The following is a 16,273-nucleotide window of genomic DNA, read 5'->3' on the forward strand; positions in this document are numbered from 1 at the left end:
AGCGGGTAAACCGGCAGGACGCCGGTTTAGCCGCGACGGGGCAGGGACGCCCCGTCGCGGCGGCCCGCGGAGTAATGCCGGAGTGAGGGCACACCGAGCCTAAGCGAGGTGCCGAGTGGTGGGGCAAGAGCGTTTTGCTTACTTTTGCGCTTTTCAAAAGTGAGCCGCTGTAAGAGCGGAACCAATAGTAGCCGTAACAAAACCAACGGATATGCCCCCAATCACCGCCCCCAACGCCATATGCCTGACGCCCCGAACCGCTGAGTGAGCCGTTGTTGGCCTACCAGCGGTGAGTCACCGAACTCGTACTGTTTGCCTTAGGTGGGCACAAACACTTGCCCGGCCTTGCTCACACCCGCTACCGGGAAGAACGATTCGCTGTAGCTCAGGTACGGTGCCAGGCCGTTGTCAGCCTTGTACACCAACCCTGCGCGCGAGGTGGTGGCCTCGTCGAACTTGATCTGGTCCTGGAAATACACGCCTTTTTGCAGGGAGTCGATCTGCGAACCACGGTCGGTATTCGGTGATCGGTTGACCACGACCGGCTGGTTGTTGATGGAGTTCGCAAGGTGCAACGACGGAGCATTGCCACGGAAGTTGTGGGCGGTGTGCGTGGAATGAAAGCAAGCACGGGCCAGGTAGGACCCCTATATTTATGCGGCCCTTGCTGATAAATAGAGCGGGTGAGCCCCCAAGCAGATACCCGGTGTAATCCATCATGAAGCGCCATTTCGAAGATTTGCAGCTGGGCAGCATCGAACTGTTCTGCCTGGCTGCCGAGGCCAGCAGCTTTACCGCCGCCGCCCAGGTGGCAGGCGTGACCCCGGCGGCGGTGAGCCGCAGCATCTCGCGGTTGGAAGAGCGCCTGGGCTCCCGGCTGTTTGTGCGCACCACCCGCAGCATCCGCCTGACCGATGGCGGCCGGACATTTTTCGAGCAATGCCGCCAGGCGCTGACGCAACTGGTGGAAGCCCAGCAGGAAATGATGGGCGCGCAATCGGTGCCGTCCGGGCTGTTGCGCATCAGTATCCCGACCACCTACGGCCATCACCGGATCCTGCCGCTGCTGCCGAAATTCCGTGCGCTGTACCCGCAAGTCAGCGTGGATATCCACATCAGCAACCGCAACATCGATTTCGTCGCCGAAGGTTATGACCTGGCCATTCGCGTGCGGGCCCAGCCGGACTCGACGCTGATTGCGCGGTTGCTGGAAGACGCCAGGCTGGTGGTGGTCGCGACGCCGTCATACCTGAAGCGTGCCGGCACGCCCCAGGCCCTGGAGGATTTGCCGAACCATGAGTGCATCCAGTACGAATTGCCGAGCAACGGGCGACGCATTTCCTGGCTGTTCCAGGTGGACGGCAAGGAGCGGGAGTTTGCCGGGGAAGCAGGCTACAGCTGCTCTGACGACGTGCTGGGTGGCGTAACCCTGGCCAAGCACGGCGCGGGGTTATTCCAGACCTACAAGTTCATCGTCGAGGAGGAGTTGGCCAACGGCAGCCTGGTGGAGGTCTTGCAGCCTTACGGCGGGCGCTCACGGCCGTTTACCTTGCTGTATCCCCATGGCCGCTATGTGCCCCATCGGGTGCGGGCGTTTGTGGATTTTCTGCTGGAGCATCGCGCCGAATGGGCGGCGCTGTAGCGGCGGATAAGTCCCAGGTCAGCATCAGTTGGCCAATGGCAGTATCGATGGCATCAGCGTCGACGCCATCCCGGGCCAGGATCGACACGCCTTGCAGAAAACTGTCGTAGACCGTGGCCATGGCACGGGCGTTGGTCTCGGCCGGTAACTGGCCCGCCCGGATGCCGCGCTCGACACAATGCACGATGCCCGCCCGTGTGCGCTCTCGCGAATGGGTCAGCCCATGGGTGACTTGTGCGTTCTCGGGGGAGGGCGCGCTCATCACGCCCAGGGCTACCATGCAGCCTTTGGGATGCCCCTCTTCACACTGCATGCGTGCCGATTGGCGCAACGCCGTCTCGATGGCCTGGCGCGGTGGCAGGCTGTCATCCCACAGGCATTCGGTGACCTGGGCGAACGTCGCCAGATAACGCTGCACGCACTCCTGGAACAGCGCGTCCTTGGAGCCGAACGCCGCGTAGAAACTCGGCGCGGAGATGCCGCCGCCCAATCCGGCTTTCAACTGGCTCAGGGACGTCGCGTCGTAACCGTGCTGCCAGAACAGGTGCATGGCCTGTTCCACGGCCTGGTCGCGGTCGAAGGTGCGGGGGCGGCCCATCTGTGCCATGTGGAAATCCTCTCGGGCGATGAGATAAATACTAGTCGATACATAAGTCGTTGACAACGCTGCGTGGGGCGCCCAACATTTATATCGATCGGTATTTAAGTCCTCTCGCTCAAGGAGTTTCCCTGTGACCCCCTCAACCACCTTATCGGCAGACGCCGTTCCCGACCGCTTGCCCGTCGGCGCCTTGCTCGCCCTGGCCATGACCGGTTTTATCTGCATCGTCACCGAAACCCTGCCGGCGGGCCTGTTGCCGCTGATCAGCGATGGGCTGGGAGTTTCAGCGTCCATGGCCGGGCAGATGGTCACCGCGTATGCGCTGGGCTCGGTGCTGGCGGTGATCCCGCTGACCATCGCGACTCGCGGCTGGCGGGCACGCAATGTGCTGCTGCTGACCATCGTCGGTTTTCTGCTGTTCAACTCCATCACGGCGCTGTCCTCCCACTACGGGCTGACGCTGTTGGCGCGGTTCCTCGCCGGGATGGCGGCGGGGCTGGCCTGGAGTTTGTTGGCCGGCTATGCGCGGCGCATGGTAGAGCCACATCAGCAGGGCAAGGCGTTGGCGCTGGCCATGGTAGGAACGCCGATTGCCCTGTCACTCGGCGTACCGCTGGGCACCTGGCTGGGTGGGCTGGTGGGCTGGCGCACCACGTTCGGGATCATGTCGGCACTGACCCTGGTGTTGATTGTCTGGGTGCTGGTGAAAGTGCCGGACTACCCCGGCCAGGCGGCCCATCAGCGTATGCCGCTGCGTAAAGTGCTGACCACGCCGGGCGTGCGGCCAGTGCTGGCGGTGGTGATCTCATGGATGCTCGCCCACAACATTCTCTATACCTACATCGCGCCGTTTGTGGCCCCGGCGGGCTTGGTGGACCGTGTGGATCTGGTGTTGTTGGTGTTTGGTATAGCGGCGCTGCTCGGGATTTGGGTGACTGCCCGGTTGGTGGATGTGGCGTTGCGCAAGACGGTGCTGGTCAGCCTGGCGGGCTTTGCGGCGACGTGTTTGGCGTTTGGTTTTCTGGCGCAGGTGCCGGGCGTTATTTACCTCGGCGTGGCGGTGTGGGGCTTGAGTTTTGGCGGCGCTGCGACGTTGCTGCAAACCGCACTGGCGGATGCTGCCGGAGATGGGGCGGATGTTGCGTTGTCGCTGAACGTGGTGGCATGGAACAGCGCGATTGCCGGAAGCGGCGTGGTGGGTGGCGTGTTGCTGGATACCTGGGGAGTGGCGTCTTTCCCATGGGCAATGTTGGTGTTGCTGGCGGTGGGCTTCGCGATTGTGTGGTGCGCGCGACTCCATGGCTTCAAGCCGGGGCACCGGGCCCACGGTAAACCTGTGGTTGGCGGGCACTGATATTTCCAAAGTCTTTGGAAAAACCGCTTCTAACATCAGACAAATCTTAAAATAACCTGCTGCTCGGCCGATATCCCGGGGCATAGGCTTTATCACCCCCGGGAGTATCGGCATGCGCATCAAGAGAATGTCTGCAATCCATGTTGGCCTGTTGTTCAGCCTGTCCGGTGCCTGCATGGCCGCGAGCCCGGTGGGGCAGGGAGTCATCTCGTTTCACGGCAGCATCGTCGAAGCGTCTTGCACACCGCTCGCCGTGGCCAACGGGATGAAACTCAACAATTGCCCTACGTCCGCACGCGGCAGCGCCATCAGCGTGCGCAGTGTGCAACCGGTGGGCTCGGTCACGGCCCTCGACCACAGCGCCGTGAACGTGAAGCTGGTCGCCGACAGTGGCCGGGGAGACCGCTATTACCAGCAGCAATATGCGTTGGTGGATGGCCAAGGGAGGCCTGTGACGTCGGGGCAGTATCTGATTACATTAACGTCACCTTGAGAGATGGCAGTGGATCAACCCGATGAACCTGACTGGACACAACCTCGCGCTCCTGACTTCCCTCAGCGTCTTGCTTGAGGAGAGGAACGTCACGCGGGCGGCGGCGAAGCTCAACCTGACGCAGTCGGCGTTATCCGCGCAGTTGTCGCGGTTGCGTGACCTGTTCGGCGACCCTTTATTGATGCCTGCTCAGTCCGGAAAAGGCATGGTGCTGACAGCACGTGCCGAACATTTGCGTCAGCCGTTGCGCCAGGCGTTGCAGGTACTGGGGACGGTGGTCGGTGACCTTCCATGCTTTGATCCTGCCAAGTCGGACCGGACCTTTGTGATTGGCGCGAACGATAACGCCGCTGCGATCGTCGCGCCCCGGCTGGTGCAGCTTGTGCAGGCTGCGAGTCCTGGGGGCATCCGGGTTTCGATACGTGCGATCGACCAGGTGTTGCTTGGCGATCAGTTGGAAAGCGGCGAGATTGACGTCGCGCTGGTATCACACAGCCGTATCGGGAACCTGTCGCACGAGTTGCTGCTGCAGGAAGAATTCAAGATGGCCCAGCGCGCCGATCACCCTCGCGGATCCGCGCCACCAACGCTGGAGGAATACCTGGGCCTGGAGCATGTGGTGGTGTCGGGTGCCGTGAACAGCTTTCACGGTTTTATTGATGATGTGCTCGCGCAGAAGGGGCGTGCGCGCCGTGTCGCGGTGTCGGTGCCTTACTACAGCATCGTTCCATTGCTGCTGCAGAACAGCGACTGTGTAAGTGTGCTTCCGTCCCGTTTCCTGAGCCGTTATGAGCGCTCGCTGGCGGCCCTTGCTCTGCCCCTCGAGGTGCGCGACTTCAGTTTGTTCTCTGCCTGGCATCCACGGTTCGACAAGGACCTGGCACATCTCTGGTTGCGCGAACAACTCAAGCTCTGCGTGCTTTCCTGACGACATCAGGCCCTGGCAGGTATCTACGCCACACATACCTGGCATGCGGAGTTTCGATTTCAACTATAAAAAACGCTTGAATAGGATGCCGCCGATTCCAACTGGAGAGCTGCACCATGACCAAGCTGACATTTACCCGCGTGTTGAATTACACGGCCCTTGCTGCTGCCCTGGCACTGGGAGCCATCGCGGCACCGGCGGTGGCAGTTGCCGCCGCGCCCCAAGTCAAAACCCAGGCCCCTGGTTACTATCGCACGATGCTTGGAGATTTCGAGGTCACCGCGCTGAGTGACGGCACCATCGATGCACCGTTCGACAAATTGCTGAATGAGCCGGCTGCCAAGACCACTACCGCACTGCGCAAGGCGTTCCTCGGGGTGCCCACCGAGACCTCGACGAACGCGTATCTCGTCAATACCGGCACTCGGCTCATCCTGATCGATACCGGCGCTGGTGCGCTCTTCGGGCCGACCCTGGGCAAGCTCGCGGCCAACCTGCAGGCAGCCGGCTACAAGCCGGAGCAGGTCGATGACATCCTTCTCACGCACATGCACCCGGACCACGTGGGTGGGCTGGTTGCCGAAGGGGTGATGGTGTTTCCGAACGCCACGGTACACGCCGACAAGCGTGACGCCGATTACTGGCTCTCGCCGGCGAGGCTGGAGCCTGCCTCGGCCGACGCCAACAGCTTCGTACCCGAGTTCGCGAAGGGTGCAATGGCTTCCTTGAACCCGTATATCGCGCTTGGAAAGTTCCAGCCTTTCCAGGGCAGCGGGGAGATCCTGCCGGGGTTCAAGGCGCTGTCCAGCTATGGCCATACCCTGGGGCACACCAGCTACCTGGTTGAGAGCAAAGGCCAGAAGATGATTGTCGCCGGTGATCTGATCCACGCCGGTGCCGTGCAGTTTGCCGACCCGTCGGTGACTATCGAGTTTGATACGGACAAGAAAGCCGCCACCACGGCCCGCGAGACCGTGTTCAGCCTGGCTGCGAAAGAGGGCGCGCTGGTCGGCGCGGCGCACCTCTCGTTTCCCGGCCTGGGGCATTTGCGTGGTCAGGGCGCCGCGTGGCAATGGGTGCCGCTGAATTACTCAACCGAACTGAAGTGACTCGCGATTAGTACGCTTCACGGGGAATCATGGAAATAAACTCCGACCTGAAGATACCTTCCATGACCTGCATGAAATCCGAGGCGAGCTTGGAGCGCTGCTGGTGACCCGGAAATACCATCGAAACCTCGAAGGGTATGTCCTGGTCCAGCGGTCTGAACGTAAGGCCCGGGTATTTCGAGTAGGAGGCGGTGAATGGATCACACACGGTGATGCCGAGCCCCCCGGACACCATTCCGCAGGCGGAGTGCGCGGCGGTGGTTTCAACGCTGGAGACGCCTGCAACACCCCGAGCCTCCATGGCTGATGTGATGCGTCGCTGCAAAGGATTGTTGGCGTTCAGGGTAATCAGGCGTCGCCCGTGCAAATCCTCCAGGGTCACCACGTCTTTGGTGGCCAACATATCGTTGGCCGGCATCACGCACACCGCGCTGATGGGTGGCAGGTTGATCACCTGGATCCCGGGATATTCCCCTGAAGGAATCTGCACAAAACCAATATCGATCTGGTTGGCAGACGTCAGTTCCAGGATGCCCACCGAGTTGCGCACATCCAACGAGGTTCTGACCTCGGGGTGCTTTCGCGCGAATCGGCATACCCCCTCAGCCACCACACTGAGCCCCAGCGTGCTCATTGAACTGATCCTCAATGTGCCGGTGCGCAGCGTCACAAGGTCCTCTGCAACCCGCTCGATGCGTTCTATGCCTTGATAAAACTTGTCCACCTCCGCGTACAACACCTGTGCTTCCGCCCCGGGAATGAGGCGATTGCCTTCACGGCGAAACAGTCGAAGGGAAAGGACAATTTCGAGGTCGCGGATGAGCCGGCTGATGGCCGGTTGACTGACCTGAAGTGCCTCGGCGGCGATAGTCATGCTTCCGGTGAGCATGACCGCCCTGAAAGCTTCCAATTGGCGAGGATTGAGTTTCATTGTGGCTCTCGATCGAATGTTGGAGGGCGCATTTTTGCGAGCGTATAACATTTTGTTATGTGCGTCCAACCTGTTACCGGTTTGCTATAAGCATGTAACGGCGCGATGATTTAGTTGCGTGGTTTTACCAAAGAAAAGCAGTTCCCGTTATTAATATCGGGTGCCGCTTAAGTAAAAATAAAAAAGAGGATAGCGCGTGCTGAATTATACCGTCCGCAGGTTGTTACTTCTGCTTCCGATGCTGCTGGGAGTCTCCATTGTGGTCTTCCTGGTCATGCACTTTATTCCGGGAGATCCTGCGCAGCTGGCAGCAGGTCCGGATGCAACAGCGGAAGATGTTGCGCAAATAAGGCAAAACTACGGATTGGATAAGCCGCTAATCAATCAATACCTTATTTATGTCAGGAAAGTTGTCGTGGGTGATTTTGGCGAGTCATTCCAGACATTCACGCCCGTGCTCGAAGGTATAGCCAGAACTCTTCCCGCCACGATTGAACTGACCGCTGCCGGAATGTTGCTTGCCGTCATCATTGGCGTTCCCCTCGGTATTGCGGCCGCTTTGAAGCCCAGAGGCTTCCTTGATAGTTCGCTGACCACCGTTGCAGTTCTGGGCATATCAATGCCTGGCTTCTTTCTGGGACTGATATTGATGCTGATCTTTTCAGCCAACCTCGGATGGTTGCCGCCGACCGGCAGAGGCGGGCTGCAACACCTGATATTACCGGCCTTGACACTTGGTTTGCCGTATGTTGCAACTTTTTCACGGCTGGCCCGATCCACCATGATGGATGTGCTGAGGGAAGATTATATTCGTACTGCCTATGCGAAAGGTGTACCGAGTTACAAGGTAGTACTCAAGCATGCACTTTCCAATGCGGCCATTCCATTGGTGACAGTATTCGGTATGGACTTCGGCCGGTTACTGGGTGGCGCGGTTATTGTCGAGACAGTATTTGCCTGGCCGGGAATGGGGCGGCTCTTGATTGATGCAATCATGGCTCGGGATATTTATGTCGTCCAAGGCACAGTTCTTGTGTTTGCCGCGGTGGTGGTAATTATCAACTTAATGGTGGATTTGGTTTATGGCGTCCTCGACCCTCGCGTCACTTACAACTGAGGCCGATATGAAACTTCCGAAAAAATATCGGTTGGGCTTTGTCAGTTTCCTTATTTCCAATAAGCGCTGGTTCGCGTTTGCTTCATTGATCGTGATCCTGGTGATGGTTGCTGCGGCGATAGCTGCCCCTTTGTTGTTTGATTGGGATTCGGTCACCAAGATCAACTTATCAACGTCCCTTGTCGAGCCCGGTGCAAGTTCCTGGCTCGGCACGGACCAATTGGGCCGTGACTTGTTGGGTCGAGTCGTGTGGGGGGCACGAATTACGCTCACCGTCGCAGTTTCAAGTGTCAGCATTGCGATGGTCATTGGCATCGCTTTAGGTGCGGCGTGTGGCTATTACAACGGCGCCATCGCCGGGGTGGTGATGCGGGTCATGGACTCGATGATTGCATTTCCCCGGACACTGGTTGCCATTCTGGTCATCACGGTGGCGGGCAACAGCATAGTAAGCCTGACACTGGCCATCGCCATTTCAACGATCCCGATTTACGTGCGTTTCTTTGCCGGGCCGGTCATGGCATTGAGAAACCGCGAGTTTGTATTGGCCTCCAAGTCGATTGGCGTCAGCGATCTGCGGCTGCTGCTGATACATATCCTGCCGAATATCGGTTCGCTGGTCATTATCCAGGCCACCGTCTCGCTGGCTGAAGCAATCCTCATTGGTTCCGGGCTCAGCTTTCTGGGGCTTGGCCCGCCGCCGCCCACCCCGGAGTGGGGCTCGATGATTGCCGAGTCGCGGCCGTTATTGACCACCCATCCCTACGTATTGATTGCGCCCGGATTTGCACTGGTTTTGACCATATTGAGTTTCAACATTGTGGGGGATGCGTTGCGAGACTACATCGACCCGAAATCACGTAACGCATAAATGAGTTCGGCGCGGTTAAACACGCCCTGTGTGTCCACCAGAATTATCAAGCGAGAAAGATTATGCGGCGTCTGAATTGCCTGGAAGTATTGATACGGAGTTTCGCTGTTGTCGGCATCCTTGGACTGTCGGCGGGCCTATCGTTTGTTGCCAACGCCAAAGACCTGAAGAAGCTGACATTCGTTCAAGGCGCTGATATCGATACCCTGGACCCAGCGATTTCGCGCAGTGTGCCTTCCTATAACGTGATTAATCACCTGTTTAATCGGTTGGTCGCATGGGACGGTCACGGGCATAACACGTTTGTAGCTGATTTGGCGCAGTCATGGTCAAGGTCCGAGGATGGACGGCAATGGATTTTTATCCTGAAACCGGGAATTACCTTTCATGACGGCACGGCGTTTGATGCTGCAGCGGTGAAGTTTAACCTGGACCGAATCATGAACCCCAAGCTCGGTTCTCCGCACCGGTCCTACTATGCGGATATAGCTTCGGTGGATGCGCTAGCGCCGAATGAGTTACGCATCACCACAAAAAATCCGTCACCCACAATGTTGGAGTTACTGGCAAAAGAATCTTCGTCAATCAGCAGTCCGGCCGCTGTCGTTAAATATGGACGGGCTTATGGGCACCATCCCGTCGGTACCGGGCCCTACGTATTTGATAGTTGGATACCCAACGACCAGGCCGTTATTCATAAGAACAACGCTTTTTATGGAACAACGGCAAAACCGGAAACCATCGTGTTCCGTCCGGTCAGGGAAGATTCTTCCCGAGTCATAGAGCTGCGAACGAACAATGCGGATATCGCGGCAAATTTATCGCCCGAGGCGGCTATTGAATTAAAGGAACTGAATAAATCCACCTTGCTGCGGGTACCCAGCACATTCCAGGTGTTCTTTGAAATGAACCTGACCAAACCGCCCTTTGATGACCCGCGCATACGGAGGGCGGTGAGTATGGCGATTGATCGCCAGGCATTGGTCGACAAAGTGTTGTTGGGATATGGAAAAGTACCCACTGGCCCATTTCCGGAGGGTACGCAAGCCCGACGTGAATTCCCTCCGGTGAAGTACGACCCTGATGCGGCAAGAAAAATAATTAACGAGGTATATCCAGGCGGTTATCCAGGCACCGTAGTTATATGGACCCCGGCGGGACGCTATACCAAAGATCGCCAGGTCTCGGAAGTTGTCCAAGGCTATCTTAACGCCGTGGGGCTGAAGACCGAGTTTAAGGTATGGGAATGGGCAACGTATCAAAAGAACTTGTATCGTCCCGAGCCGGGCAAGGGCACGGGCAAAGGTAGCAATGACGCAAACATGTGGTTACTGGGAACGGGCATATCTGACGCGGATATTCGTTTGCGTCGAAAGTTGTCCAGCGGCGACCCGCAGAATCTCACGGGTTACAGCAACCCTCAGGTAGACAAATTACTTCAGTTGGCCTCGCGTGAACTGGATGAAAAAACACGCATGTCCTATTACGGCCAGATTCAGCAGATTCTATGGGAACAAGACCCGGACAATCTGCCGCTGTTTGACCAGGAGCAAATAATTGGTGTGCGTAAAGCGTTGAATGGCCTGGATGTCGATTATGAAGGGACCATCGATTTGACGAATGTAGAACTTATTGAGCGGTGATTTAAATGTCGAATTTACATGCCAACGAAACACTGTTAACCGACGCTCGCCTGAGTGCTCCTCCCGCTGAACGCATGGTCAAGTACCATGATATTCCGGCACTTGAGACCGAGAAACGTCAGTTTCACGAGTTTGTCGAAGTGGACCTGGCGCACACCGTGATGCTGGTTGAACAGCAGATTCTTTCTGTGTCGGTCGGGCAAGCCATCCTCGCGGAGCTGCGGTTGATTCGGGACATGGTTCCCGCCGACTTCCCGTTTGATGTAAAGAAAGGCAGCTTCCTGCTTCAGGTTGAATCGTACCTTTTCTCCCGGATCGGCGAAGACTCGGCCGGGCAGATGCACACCGGCCGCAGCCGGATAGACCAAGGGGCAACGGTACGCCGCCTGTACGACCGCAAGCGCATCCTGGCGGTGCTGGACCGTATCAATGAGTTCCAGGTGGCGTTGATTCAGAAGGCCTCCACGCATTCGGGCACCATCATGCCCGGCTACACCCATATGCAGCATGCCCAGCCCTGGGTGTTCGGCCACTACCTTTTGAGTTTTACGTCGAGGCTGCACGACAGCTTCAGCCGCTTGATGCACGCTTACACCCGGGTCAATCGCAACCCCCTTGGTGCCGTCGGCCTGGCCGGCACGTCCTGGCCGCTGGACCGTGGGCGCACCACGCACCTGTTGGGGTTCGACAGCCTGGTAGAAAACTCCAAGCTGGGCCGCGAAGCATGGTACGCAGCAGAGACGATTGGCGCATTGTCCTTTGTCATGGCCGACCTGAACGACCTGGCAACCGACCTGCATATCTGGTCGAGCGTCGAATTTGGAACGGTGGAAAGCCACGACGGCTATTGCGGCACCAGCAGTATTTTCCCGCAGAAGAAAAACCCCAGCGGCTTGGAAACCATCAAGAAAGCTGCAGGTGGATCGGTGACCTGGCTCAGCACGGCCCTGGCCACTTTCCGGTCCGAAGGCACCGGCGACCAGGCGATGCGCGACCTGCCGTTGATCCATGATGCGCTGGCCACCACCGAAGGCATGTTGGACCTGTTTACCGGCATCATTGAAACCCTGGTGGTGCATGAGGACCGGATGACAGCCCTGCTCTCCGGGAGTTGGTGCACCGCCAGCAACCTCGCCGATGTGATCGTTCGGGACCGGGGCATCTCTTTCCGCCAGGTCCACCACATCGTGGCCCGCCTGGTGCGTAACTGCCTGTACGAGGGCGTGGCTCCTGCCGGGGTGACCGGCGCCGCACTGGATCAAGCCAGCGTGGAAACTGTCGGCTCAACCCTGGGCTACTCGGATGCCCAGGTCCGCGATGCTTTGAACCCGCGCCGTTTTGTCGAGACCCGCACTTCCGCGGGCGGCGTCGGCCCGGACGAGGTCCGGCGATTATTGTCGATCGCCCAGAACGAGCTGGAGCAGGACCGCGAGTGGGTTGCGCAGAGCCGGCGCAAGGTCGATCAATCCCGTGCCGACCTTGACGCGGCCATCTCGGCGATCGTCGATTAAAGGAGCGCCCCATGAACGAGAATTTGGTAGCCCGGGTGAAAAACCTGAGTGTCGGCTTCGGCACCAGAGGGCGCGAGACGCCGGTGGTGCGCGATGTGTCCTTCGAGGTGATGCGCGGTCAGACGCTGGCGATCGTGGGTGAGTCCGGCTCCGGCAAATCCGTCACCTCAATGGCGATGATGGGCCTGATCAAGCGCGCCGGCGGACGGGTGCTTTCGGGCTCGATGGAGCTGCAAACCAGGAATAACCAGATTGTCGACCTGGTGGCGGCGCCCGAGTCTGTCATGCGCACACTGCGGGGCTCGTCCATGTCGATGATCTTTCAGGAGCCCATGACTTCGCTGAATCCGGTCTTCAAGATCAGCGCGCAACTCATCGAAGGCATCTTGCTGCATCAGCGGTGCAGCCGTGCGCAAGCCGAAGCCCAGGCATTACGCATGCTGGACCTGGTGCGTATTCCGGATGCGAAGCAGGTCATGAACCGGTTTCCCCATGAGCTTTCCGGCGGCATGCGCCAACGGATCATGATTGCGATGTCGCTGGTCTGCGAGCCCACACTGCTGATCGCCGACGAGCCGACCACAGCGTTGGATGTGACGGTGCAGGCGCAGATCCTGCGGATTATCAAGGAGCTGCAAGATAGCCTGGCCATGGGTGTGATCTTTATCACCCACGATATGGGCGTGGTGGCGGAAGTCGCAGACCATGTGATGGTGATGAAGAAAGGCGAGACCGTTGAGCAAGGTCCGGCAAGGGCAGTGCTGCAGGAGCCCAAGCAGCCCTACACCCGGGCATTGCTGGCGGCTGTTCCAAAAATCGGCTCAATGCGTGGCACTCAACTTCCCGCAAAATTTGCCTTGATCGATGATGACGTCGCAGCGGGTGCAGAACCTGCGCCTGGCGTGGCCCCGGACTACCAGAGTCCGCCAGTGCTCAGAGTCGAGTCGTTGTCCATTCGCTACGACCTCAAAGGTGGTCTCCTCGGGAAGGTCCGGCGCCGTGTGCATGCCGTCGAAGGCATCGACTTTGATATCTACTCAGGTGAAACGCTGGCCCTGGTGGGCGAGTCCGGGTGCGGGAAATCCACCAGCGCTCGTGCGATTGCCGGGCTGATGCCGATACAGGGCGGGAATATCGTTTTCGGTGGCAAGAACCTTACGACGTTGAACAAGAGCGATATGAACTCGCTGCGCCGCGATATCCAGATGGTCTTCCAGGATCCCTATGCATCCCTGAACCCGCGTCTCACGATCGAGAACAGCCTGCTGGAGCCGCTGCATGTTCATGGCATTGCACATGGCGCGCAAGCACGAAAGCAGGTGCGAATATTGCTGGAGAAGGTGGGGCTGTCGGCGGAGCATGCACAACGCTATCCGCACGAGTTCTCGGGTGGGCAGCGACAGCGGATCTGCATCGCGCGGGCGCTGACTCTGTCTCCGAAGCTGATCATCGCCGATGAAGCCGTCTCGGCGCTGGACGTGTCCATTCAAGCCCAGGTGATTAATCTCCTGCAGGACCTGCAGCGCGAGATGGGCATTTCATTCCTGTTTATTTCCCATGACCTGGCGGTGGTCGAGCGGGTCAGCCACCGGGTGGGGGTGATGTACCACGGACGCATCGTTGAGATCGGGCCACGCCAGTCAGTGTTCGAGCAGCCTCAGCACCCTTACACCCAAAGGTTGCTGAGCGCGGTGCCCTCGGCGGACCTGAACGTGCCCAGAAAGCCGTTCAGCCTGATGGAGGAGAGCGTGCCCAGCAGGATTTACGAGGTGGGCTACAAGGCTCCGCCGATCAGTTACCGCGAGGTCGCCGCGGGCCACTTCGTTGCAATTTGAGCGCCGGGTATCACAGGTCGACACACCGCCCTGTGCGGGCGGGTTCAACTGCCCTTAACGAGCATGTACTTGCTGAAATTGTTGATGTGATCATCAAGATTATCCTCAAGCATCATCCGGTACTGATCACAGAAATACTTCAGCATCGCCTCACGGGCCTGGGCCATTTCTTCGCCGGATTTAAAGCTGCGTGCGCTGAACCAGGCATTGAAGCGTGTGGTGCCGAACATCATCGAGGCGCTGACTTTGCCCAGGTCGGCGAACGCCCTGAACTGCTCGTTGGACAGCTCGATGTGCGCGTCCGCGCGATCATAGAAGCCGTTGTCGGTGGTGTCTGGCATTGCGGTTACCTTCCTGTTCGTGAGTGCGGCGAAGGTACCGCCGCGCTCCACAGGAAGGCAACCACATCGGCCGCTTCAGGCCTTATTTATTGCGCGTCACCCTCCACACCGTGTTGGCCAGGTCATCGGCAATGATCAGCGCACCCTTCGGATCAACCGTGACCCCCACCGGCCGCCCGCGAGTCTTGCCATCGTCCCCGCGGAAACCCGTGGCGAAGTCCAGCGGCTCACCGGCAGGCTGGCCATTGCTGAACGGCACGAAGATCACCTTGTAGCCCACCGGATTGTCCCGGTTCCAGCTGCCGTGCTCGCCGACGAAGACGCCGTCGGCATATTTCTCGCCCATGGCCGGGATGGAAAAGTCGACGCCCAGCGCGGCAACGTGGGAACCCAGGCTGTAATCCGGCTTGATCGCGGCGGCGACCTTGGCCGGGTTCTGCGGTTGGGCGCGGGTGTCGACGTTCTGGCCCCAATAGCTGTAGGGCCAGCCGTAGAATTCGCCTTCGCGCACCGAGGTCAGGTAATCCGGCACCAGGTCCGGCCCCAGTTCATCCCGCTCGTTGACCACCGCCCACACCTGCCCGGAGCCCGGTTGAATGGTCAATGCCGTCGGGTTGCGCAAACCGGTTGCATAAGGCTTGTGGGCACCGGTGGCGGCGTCGATCTGCCAGACCATCGCCCGGTCGATCTCAACCTCCATGCCGCGTTCGGTGATGTTGCTGTTGGACCCGATGCCCACATACAGCGAGCGGCCATCGGGGCTGATCGCCAGGGATTTGGTCCAGTGGTGATTGATCGCGGCGGGCAGCTCGGTGACGGTGGTGGGCGGGCCACCGGCCTTGGTCTGGCCGTCTTCGTAGTCGAAGCGCACCAGCGCATCCTGGTTCGCCACGTACAGCTTGCCGTCGGCAAAGGCCAGGCCGTAGGGCGCGTTGAGGTTTTCGGCGAACACGGTTTTCAACTCGTAGGTGCCGTCACCGTCGGCATCGCGCAGCAGGGTCAGGCGATTGCCGCCCTTGACCTTGGTGTTGCCCTCGGCCTTGATCACGCTGGCGATCACATCCTTGGGCTTGAGTTTCGCTGCGCTGCCGCCCCGGCCTTCGGCGACGAGAATGTCGCCGTTGGGCAGCACCAGGGTCTGGCGCGGGATCCGCAGGTCGGTGGCGATGGCCGTGATGCTGAAACCCTCGGGCACCGTAGGTTTCTGCTCGCCCCAGGCCACCGGTTCGGCGATCTTCATGCTGGGCAACAGGCCGCGCTGGGGTTCCGGCAGCTTGGGGTCGGGGCCACGAGCCTGAGTGCTGTCGGCTTCGCCACCGCAGGCGCTCAACAACATCGCCATGCTTAAAACGGTCAGCGTGCTGGAAGGCTTCATTGGGCACCTCCCGAGCGCAGGTTGGTCAGCCCGACCCACGTGGTCACGCAGGCCAGCAGGGTCACGACGGCAGACAACACCAGGCCCGAAGGCATCACGGCCCAGGCATCCTTCGCATGCTCAAAGGCATTTACCAGGCCCAGCGCCCAGGTCACCAGCAACAGCAGGAAGTACACCGTGGGGCGCCCGGCCTTGCGGTCGGCACGCAGCAGGTTGACCAGTGCAAACAACCCCGCCAGCCCGCAGAACAGCAGAGCGCCGGCGATCAGCCAGGCGGCGAAGTTGCTCCATTGGATCTGGTAGGTCTGGTAGTAGGCAATGTCGCTCAGCAGGGCGCCGAGAAACAGCGGGACGGTACCGGCCAGCAAGGTCGCATGAAGCGGGCCAGGCGTGCAGCGGTAGGTGAGGGTGGTGGTGTCGGTCACGGGCGGCTCCTTATCGTTGAGCGGCCCTGATGAGGCTCATCAGGGCCGCGCTGACTGCGCTTAAGGAAGGAGCGTGCTGCTTGCGCGTTAGTTCACC

16 protein-coding genes are annotated in these 16,273 nt (G+C 59.4%); 10 read left to right on the forward strand and 6 right to left on the reverse strand.

Features of this window, described 5'->3' with window-relative positions:
• Positions 1-317 precede the first annotated feature (317 nt).
• On the reverse strand, positions 318-575 hold the full coding sequence (locus tag HX807_RS21950; RefSeq protein WP_177021321.1) for a hypothetical protein: 258 nt from the start codon (positions 573-575) through the stop codon (positions 318-320).
• Positions 576-718: 143 nt separating this feature from the next.
• On the opposite strand from HX807_RS21950, the gene HX807_RS21955 reads away from it, so the two are divergent.
• A complete protein-coding gene (locus HX807_RS21955) occupies positions 719-1,642 on the forward strand; it encodes a LysR family transcriptional regulator (RefSeq protein ID WP_008433275.1) in 924 nt (307 codons plus the stop codon).
• On the opposite strand, the gene HX807_RS21960 is transcribed toward HX807_RS21955, so the two are convergent.
• On the reverse strand, positions 1,545-2,249 hold the full coding sequence (locus tag HX807_RS21960) for a TetR/AcrR family transcriptional regulator (RefSeq protein ID WP_087692927.1): 705 nt from the start codon (positions 2,247-2,249) through the stop codon (positions 1,545-1,547). The two genes, HX807_RS21955 and HX807_RS21960, sit on opposite strands and share 98 nt — an antisense overlap.
• Before the next feature lie 124 nt (positions 2,250-2,373).
• On the opposite strand from HX807_RS21960, the gene HX807_RS21965 reads away from it, so the two are divergent.
• From HX807_RS21965 to HX807_RS21980, 4 genes are all read left to right on the forward strand, one after another.
• Positions 2,374-3,597 (forward strand): MFS transporter, encoded by a 1,224-nt coding sequence (locus HX807_RS21965; RefSeq protein ID WP_177051038.1) that lies wholly within the window; start codon positions 2,374-2,376, stop codon positions 3,595-3,597.
• 112 nt (positions 3,598-3,709) lie between these two features.
• Entirely contained in the window at positions 3,710-4,090 is a 381-nt protein-coding gene (locus HX807_RS21970) for a type 1 fimbrial protein (RefSeq protein ID WP_003207908.1), read from the forward strand.
• A 22-nt stretch (positions 4,091-4,112) separates the two neighbouring features.
• The gene (locus tag HX807_RS21975; RefSeq protein WP_003207910.1) at positions 4,113-5,018 is read left to right on the forward strand and encodes a LysR family transcriptional regulator; all 906 of its coding nucleotides are present in this window, start codon (positions 4,113-4,115) and stop codon (positions 5,016-5,018) included.
• Between the two features lie 116 nt (positions 5,019-5,134).
• Positions 5,135-6,127, forward strand: coding sequence for an MBL fold metallo-hydrolase (locus tag HX807_RS21980; RefSeq protein WP_003207912.1), 993 nt, complete (start codon positions 5,135-5,137; stop codon positions 6,125-6,127).
• Positions 6,128-6,134: 7 nt separating this feature from the next.
• Here HX807_RS21980 and HX807_RS21985 read toward each other — a convergent pair whose 3' ends face one another.
• Positions 6,135-7,058 (reverse strand): LysR substrate-binding domain-containing protein, encoded by a 924-nt coding sequence (locus tag HX807_RS21985; protein ID WP_087692926.1) that lies wholly within the window; start codon positions 7,056-7,058, stop codon positions 6,135-6,137.
• Between the two features lie 196 nt (positions 7,059-7,254).
• Here HX807_RS21985 and HX807_RS21990 point away from each other — a divergent pair, with 196 nt between their 5' ends.
• The 5 genes from HX807_RS21990 (at position 7,255) to HX807_RS22010 (ending at position 14,035) form a co-directional block, all read left to right on the forward strand.
• Complete coding sequence (locus HX807_RS21990) at positions 7,255-8,175, forward strand: ABC transporter permease (protein ID WP_003207915.1); 921 nt, start codon at positions 7,255-7,257, stop codon at positions 8,173-8,175.
• Between the two features lie 7 nt (positions 8,176-8,182).
• Positions 8,183-9,046 (forward strand): ABC transporter permease, encoded by an 864-nt coding sequence (locus tag HX807_RS21995; protein WP_008433279.1) that lies wholly within the window; start codon positions 8,183-8,185, stop codon positions 9,044-9,046.
• Positions 9,047-9,108: 62 nt separating this feature from the next.
• On the forward strand, positions 9,109-10,689 hold the full coding sequence (locus HX807_RS22000; protein ID WP_003207917.1) for an ABC transporter substrate-binding protein: 1,581 nt from the start codon (positions 9,109-9,111) through the stop codon (positions 10,687-10,689).
• A gap of 5 nt (positions 10,690-10,694) precedes the next feature.
• Positions 10,695-12,200, forward strand: coding sequence for an argininosuccinate lyase (argH, locus tag HX807_RS22005; protein WP_023659030.1), 1,506 nt, complete (start codon positions 10,695-10,697; stop codon positions 12,198-12,200).
• An 11-nt stretch (positions 12,201-12,211) separates the two neighbouring features.
• Positions 12,212-14,035, forward strand: coding sequence for an ABC transporter ATP-binding protein (locus HX807_RS22010; protein ID WP_003207919.1), 1,824 nt, complete (start codon positions 12,212-12,214; stop codon positions 14,033-14,035).
• Positions 14,036-14,079: 44 nt separating this feature from the next.
• Here the strand turns inward: HX807_RS22010 and HX807_RS22015 are convergent, their stop codons facing one another.
• The 3 genes from HX807_RS22015 to HX807_RS22025 form a co-directional block, all read right to left on the reverse strand.
• A complete protein-coding gene (locus HX807_RS22015) occupies positions 14,080-14,376 on the reverse strand; it encodes a DUF3144 domain-containing protein (RefSeq protein WP_177051040.1) in 297 nt (98 codons plus the stop codon).
• 82 nt (positions 14,377-14,458) lie between these two features.
• Positions 14,459-15,751, reverse strand: a complete 1,293-nt coding sequence (locus HX807_RS22020) for a sorbosone dehydrogenase family protein (RefSeq protein WP_177051042.1) — start codon at positions 15,749-15,751, stop codon at positions 14,459-14,461.
• Positions 15,748-16,176, reverse strand: a complete 429-nt coding sequence (locus HX807_RS22025; RefSeq protein ID WP_003207924.1) for a DUF2231 domain-containing protein — start codon at positions 16,174-16,176, stop codon at positions 15,748-15,750. The genes HX807_RS22020 and HX807_RS22025 overlap by 4 nt, the downstream gene beginning before the upstream one ends.
• Between the last annotated feature and the right edge of the window lie 97 nt (positions 16,177-16,273).

Origin of the sequence: Pseudomonas sp. D8002, from assembly GCF_013385695.1 — a bacterium.
Taxonomy (GTDB): domain Bacteria; phylum Pseudomonadota; class Gammaproteobacteria; order Pseudomonadales; family Pseudomonadaceae; genus Aquipseudomonas.

Excerpts from the sequence above, each read along its gene's own strand:
- HX807_RS21955 (WP_008433275.1), top strand. The coding sequence starts at position 719 with ATGAAGCGCCATTTCGAAGATTTGCAGCTGGGCAGCATCGAACTGTTC.
- HX807_RS21960 (WP_087692927.1), bottom strand. The coding sequence starts at position 2,249 with ATGGCACAGATGGGCCGCCCCCGCACCTTCGACCGCGACCAGGCCGTG.
- HX807_RS21970 (WP_003207908.1), top strand. The coding sequence starts at position 3,710 with ATGCGCATCAAGAGAATGTCTGCAATCCATGTTGGCCTGTTGTTCAGC.
- HX807_RS21975 (WP_003207910.1), top strand. The coding sequence starts at position 4,113 with ATGAACCTGACTGGACACAACCTCGCGCTCCTGACTTCCCTCAGCGTC.
- HX807_RS21980 (WP_003207912.1), top strand. The coding sequence starts at position 5,135 with ATGACCAAGCTGACATTTACCCGCGTGTTGAATTACACGGCCCTTGCT.
- HX807_RS21985 (WP_087692926.1), bottom strand. The coding sequence starts at position 7,058 with ATGAAACTCAATCCTCGCCAATTGGAAGCTTTCAGGGCGGTCATGCTC.
- HX807_RS21995 (WP_008433279.1), top strand. The coding sequence starts at position 8,183 with ATGAAACTTCCGAAAAAATATCGGTTGGGCTTTGTCAGTTTCCTTATT.
- HX807_RS22000 (WP_003207917.1), top strand. The coding sequence starts at position 9,109 with ATGCGGCGTCTGAATTGCCTGGAAGTATTGATACGGAGTTTCGCTGTT.
- argH (WP_023659030.1), top strand. The coding sequence starts at position 10,695 with ATGTCGAATTTACATGCCAACGAAACACTGTTAACCGACGCTCGCCTG.
- HX807_RS22010 (WP_003207919.1), top strand. The coding sequence starts at position 12,212 with ATGAACGAGAATTTGGTAGCCCGGGTGAAAAACCTGAGTGTCGGCTTC.
- HX807_RS22015 (WP_177051040.1), bottom strand. The coding sequence starts at position 14,376 with ATGCCAGACACCACCGACAACGGCTTCTATGATCGCGCGGACGCGCAC.
- HX807_RS22020 (WP_177051042.1), bottom strand. The coding sequence starts at position 15,751 with ATGAAGCCTTCCAGCACGCTGACCGTTTTAAGCATGGCGATGTTGTTG.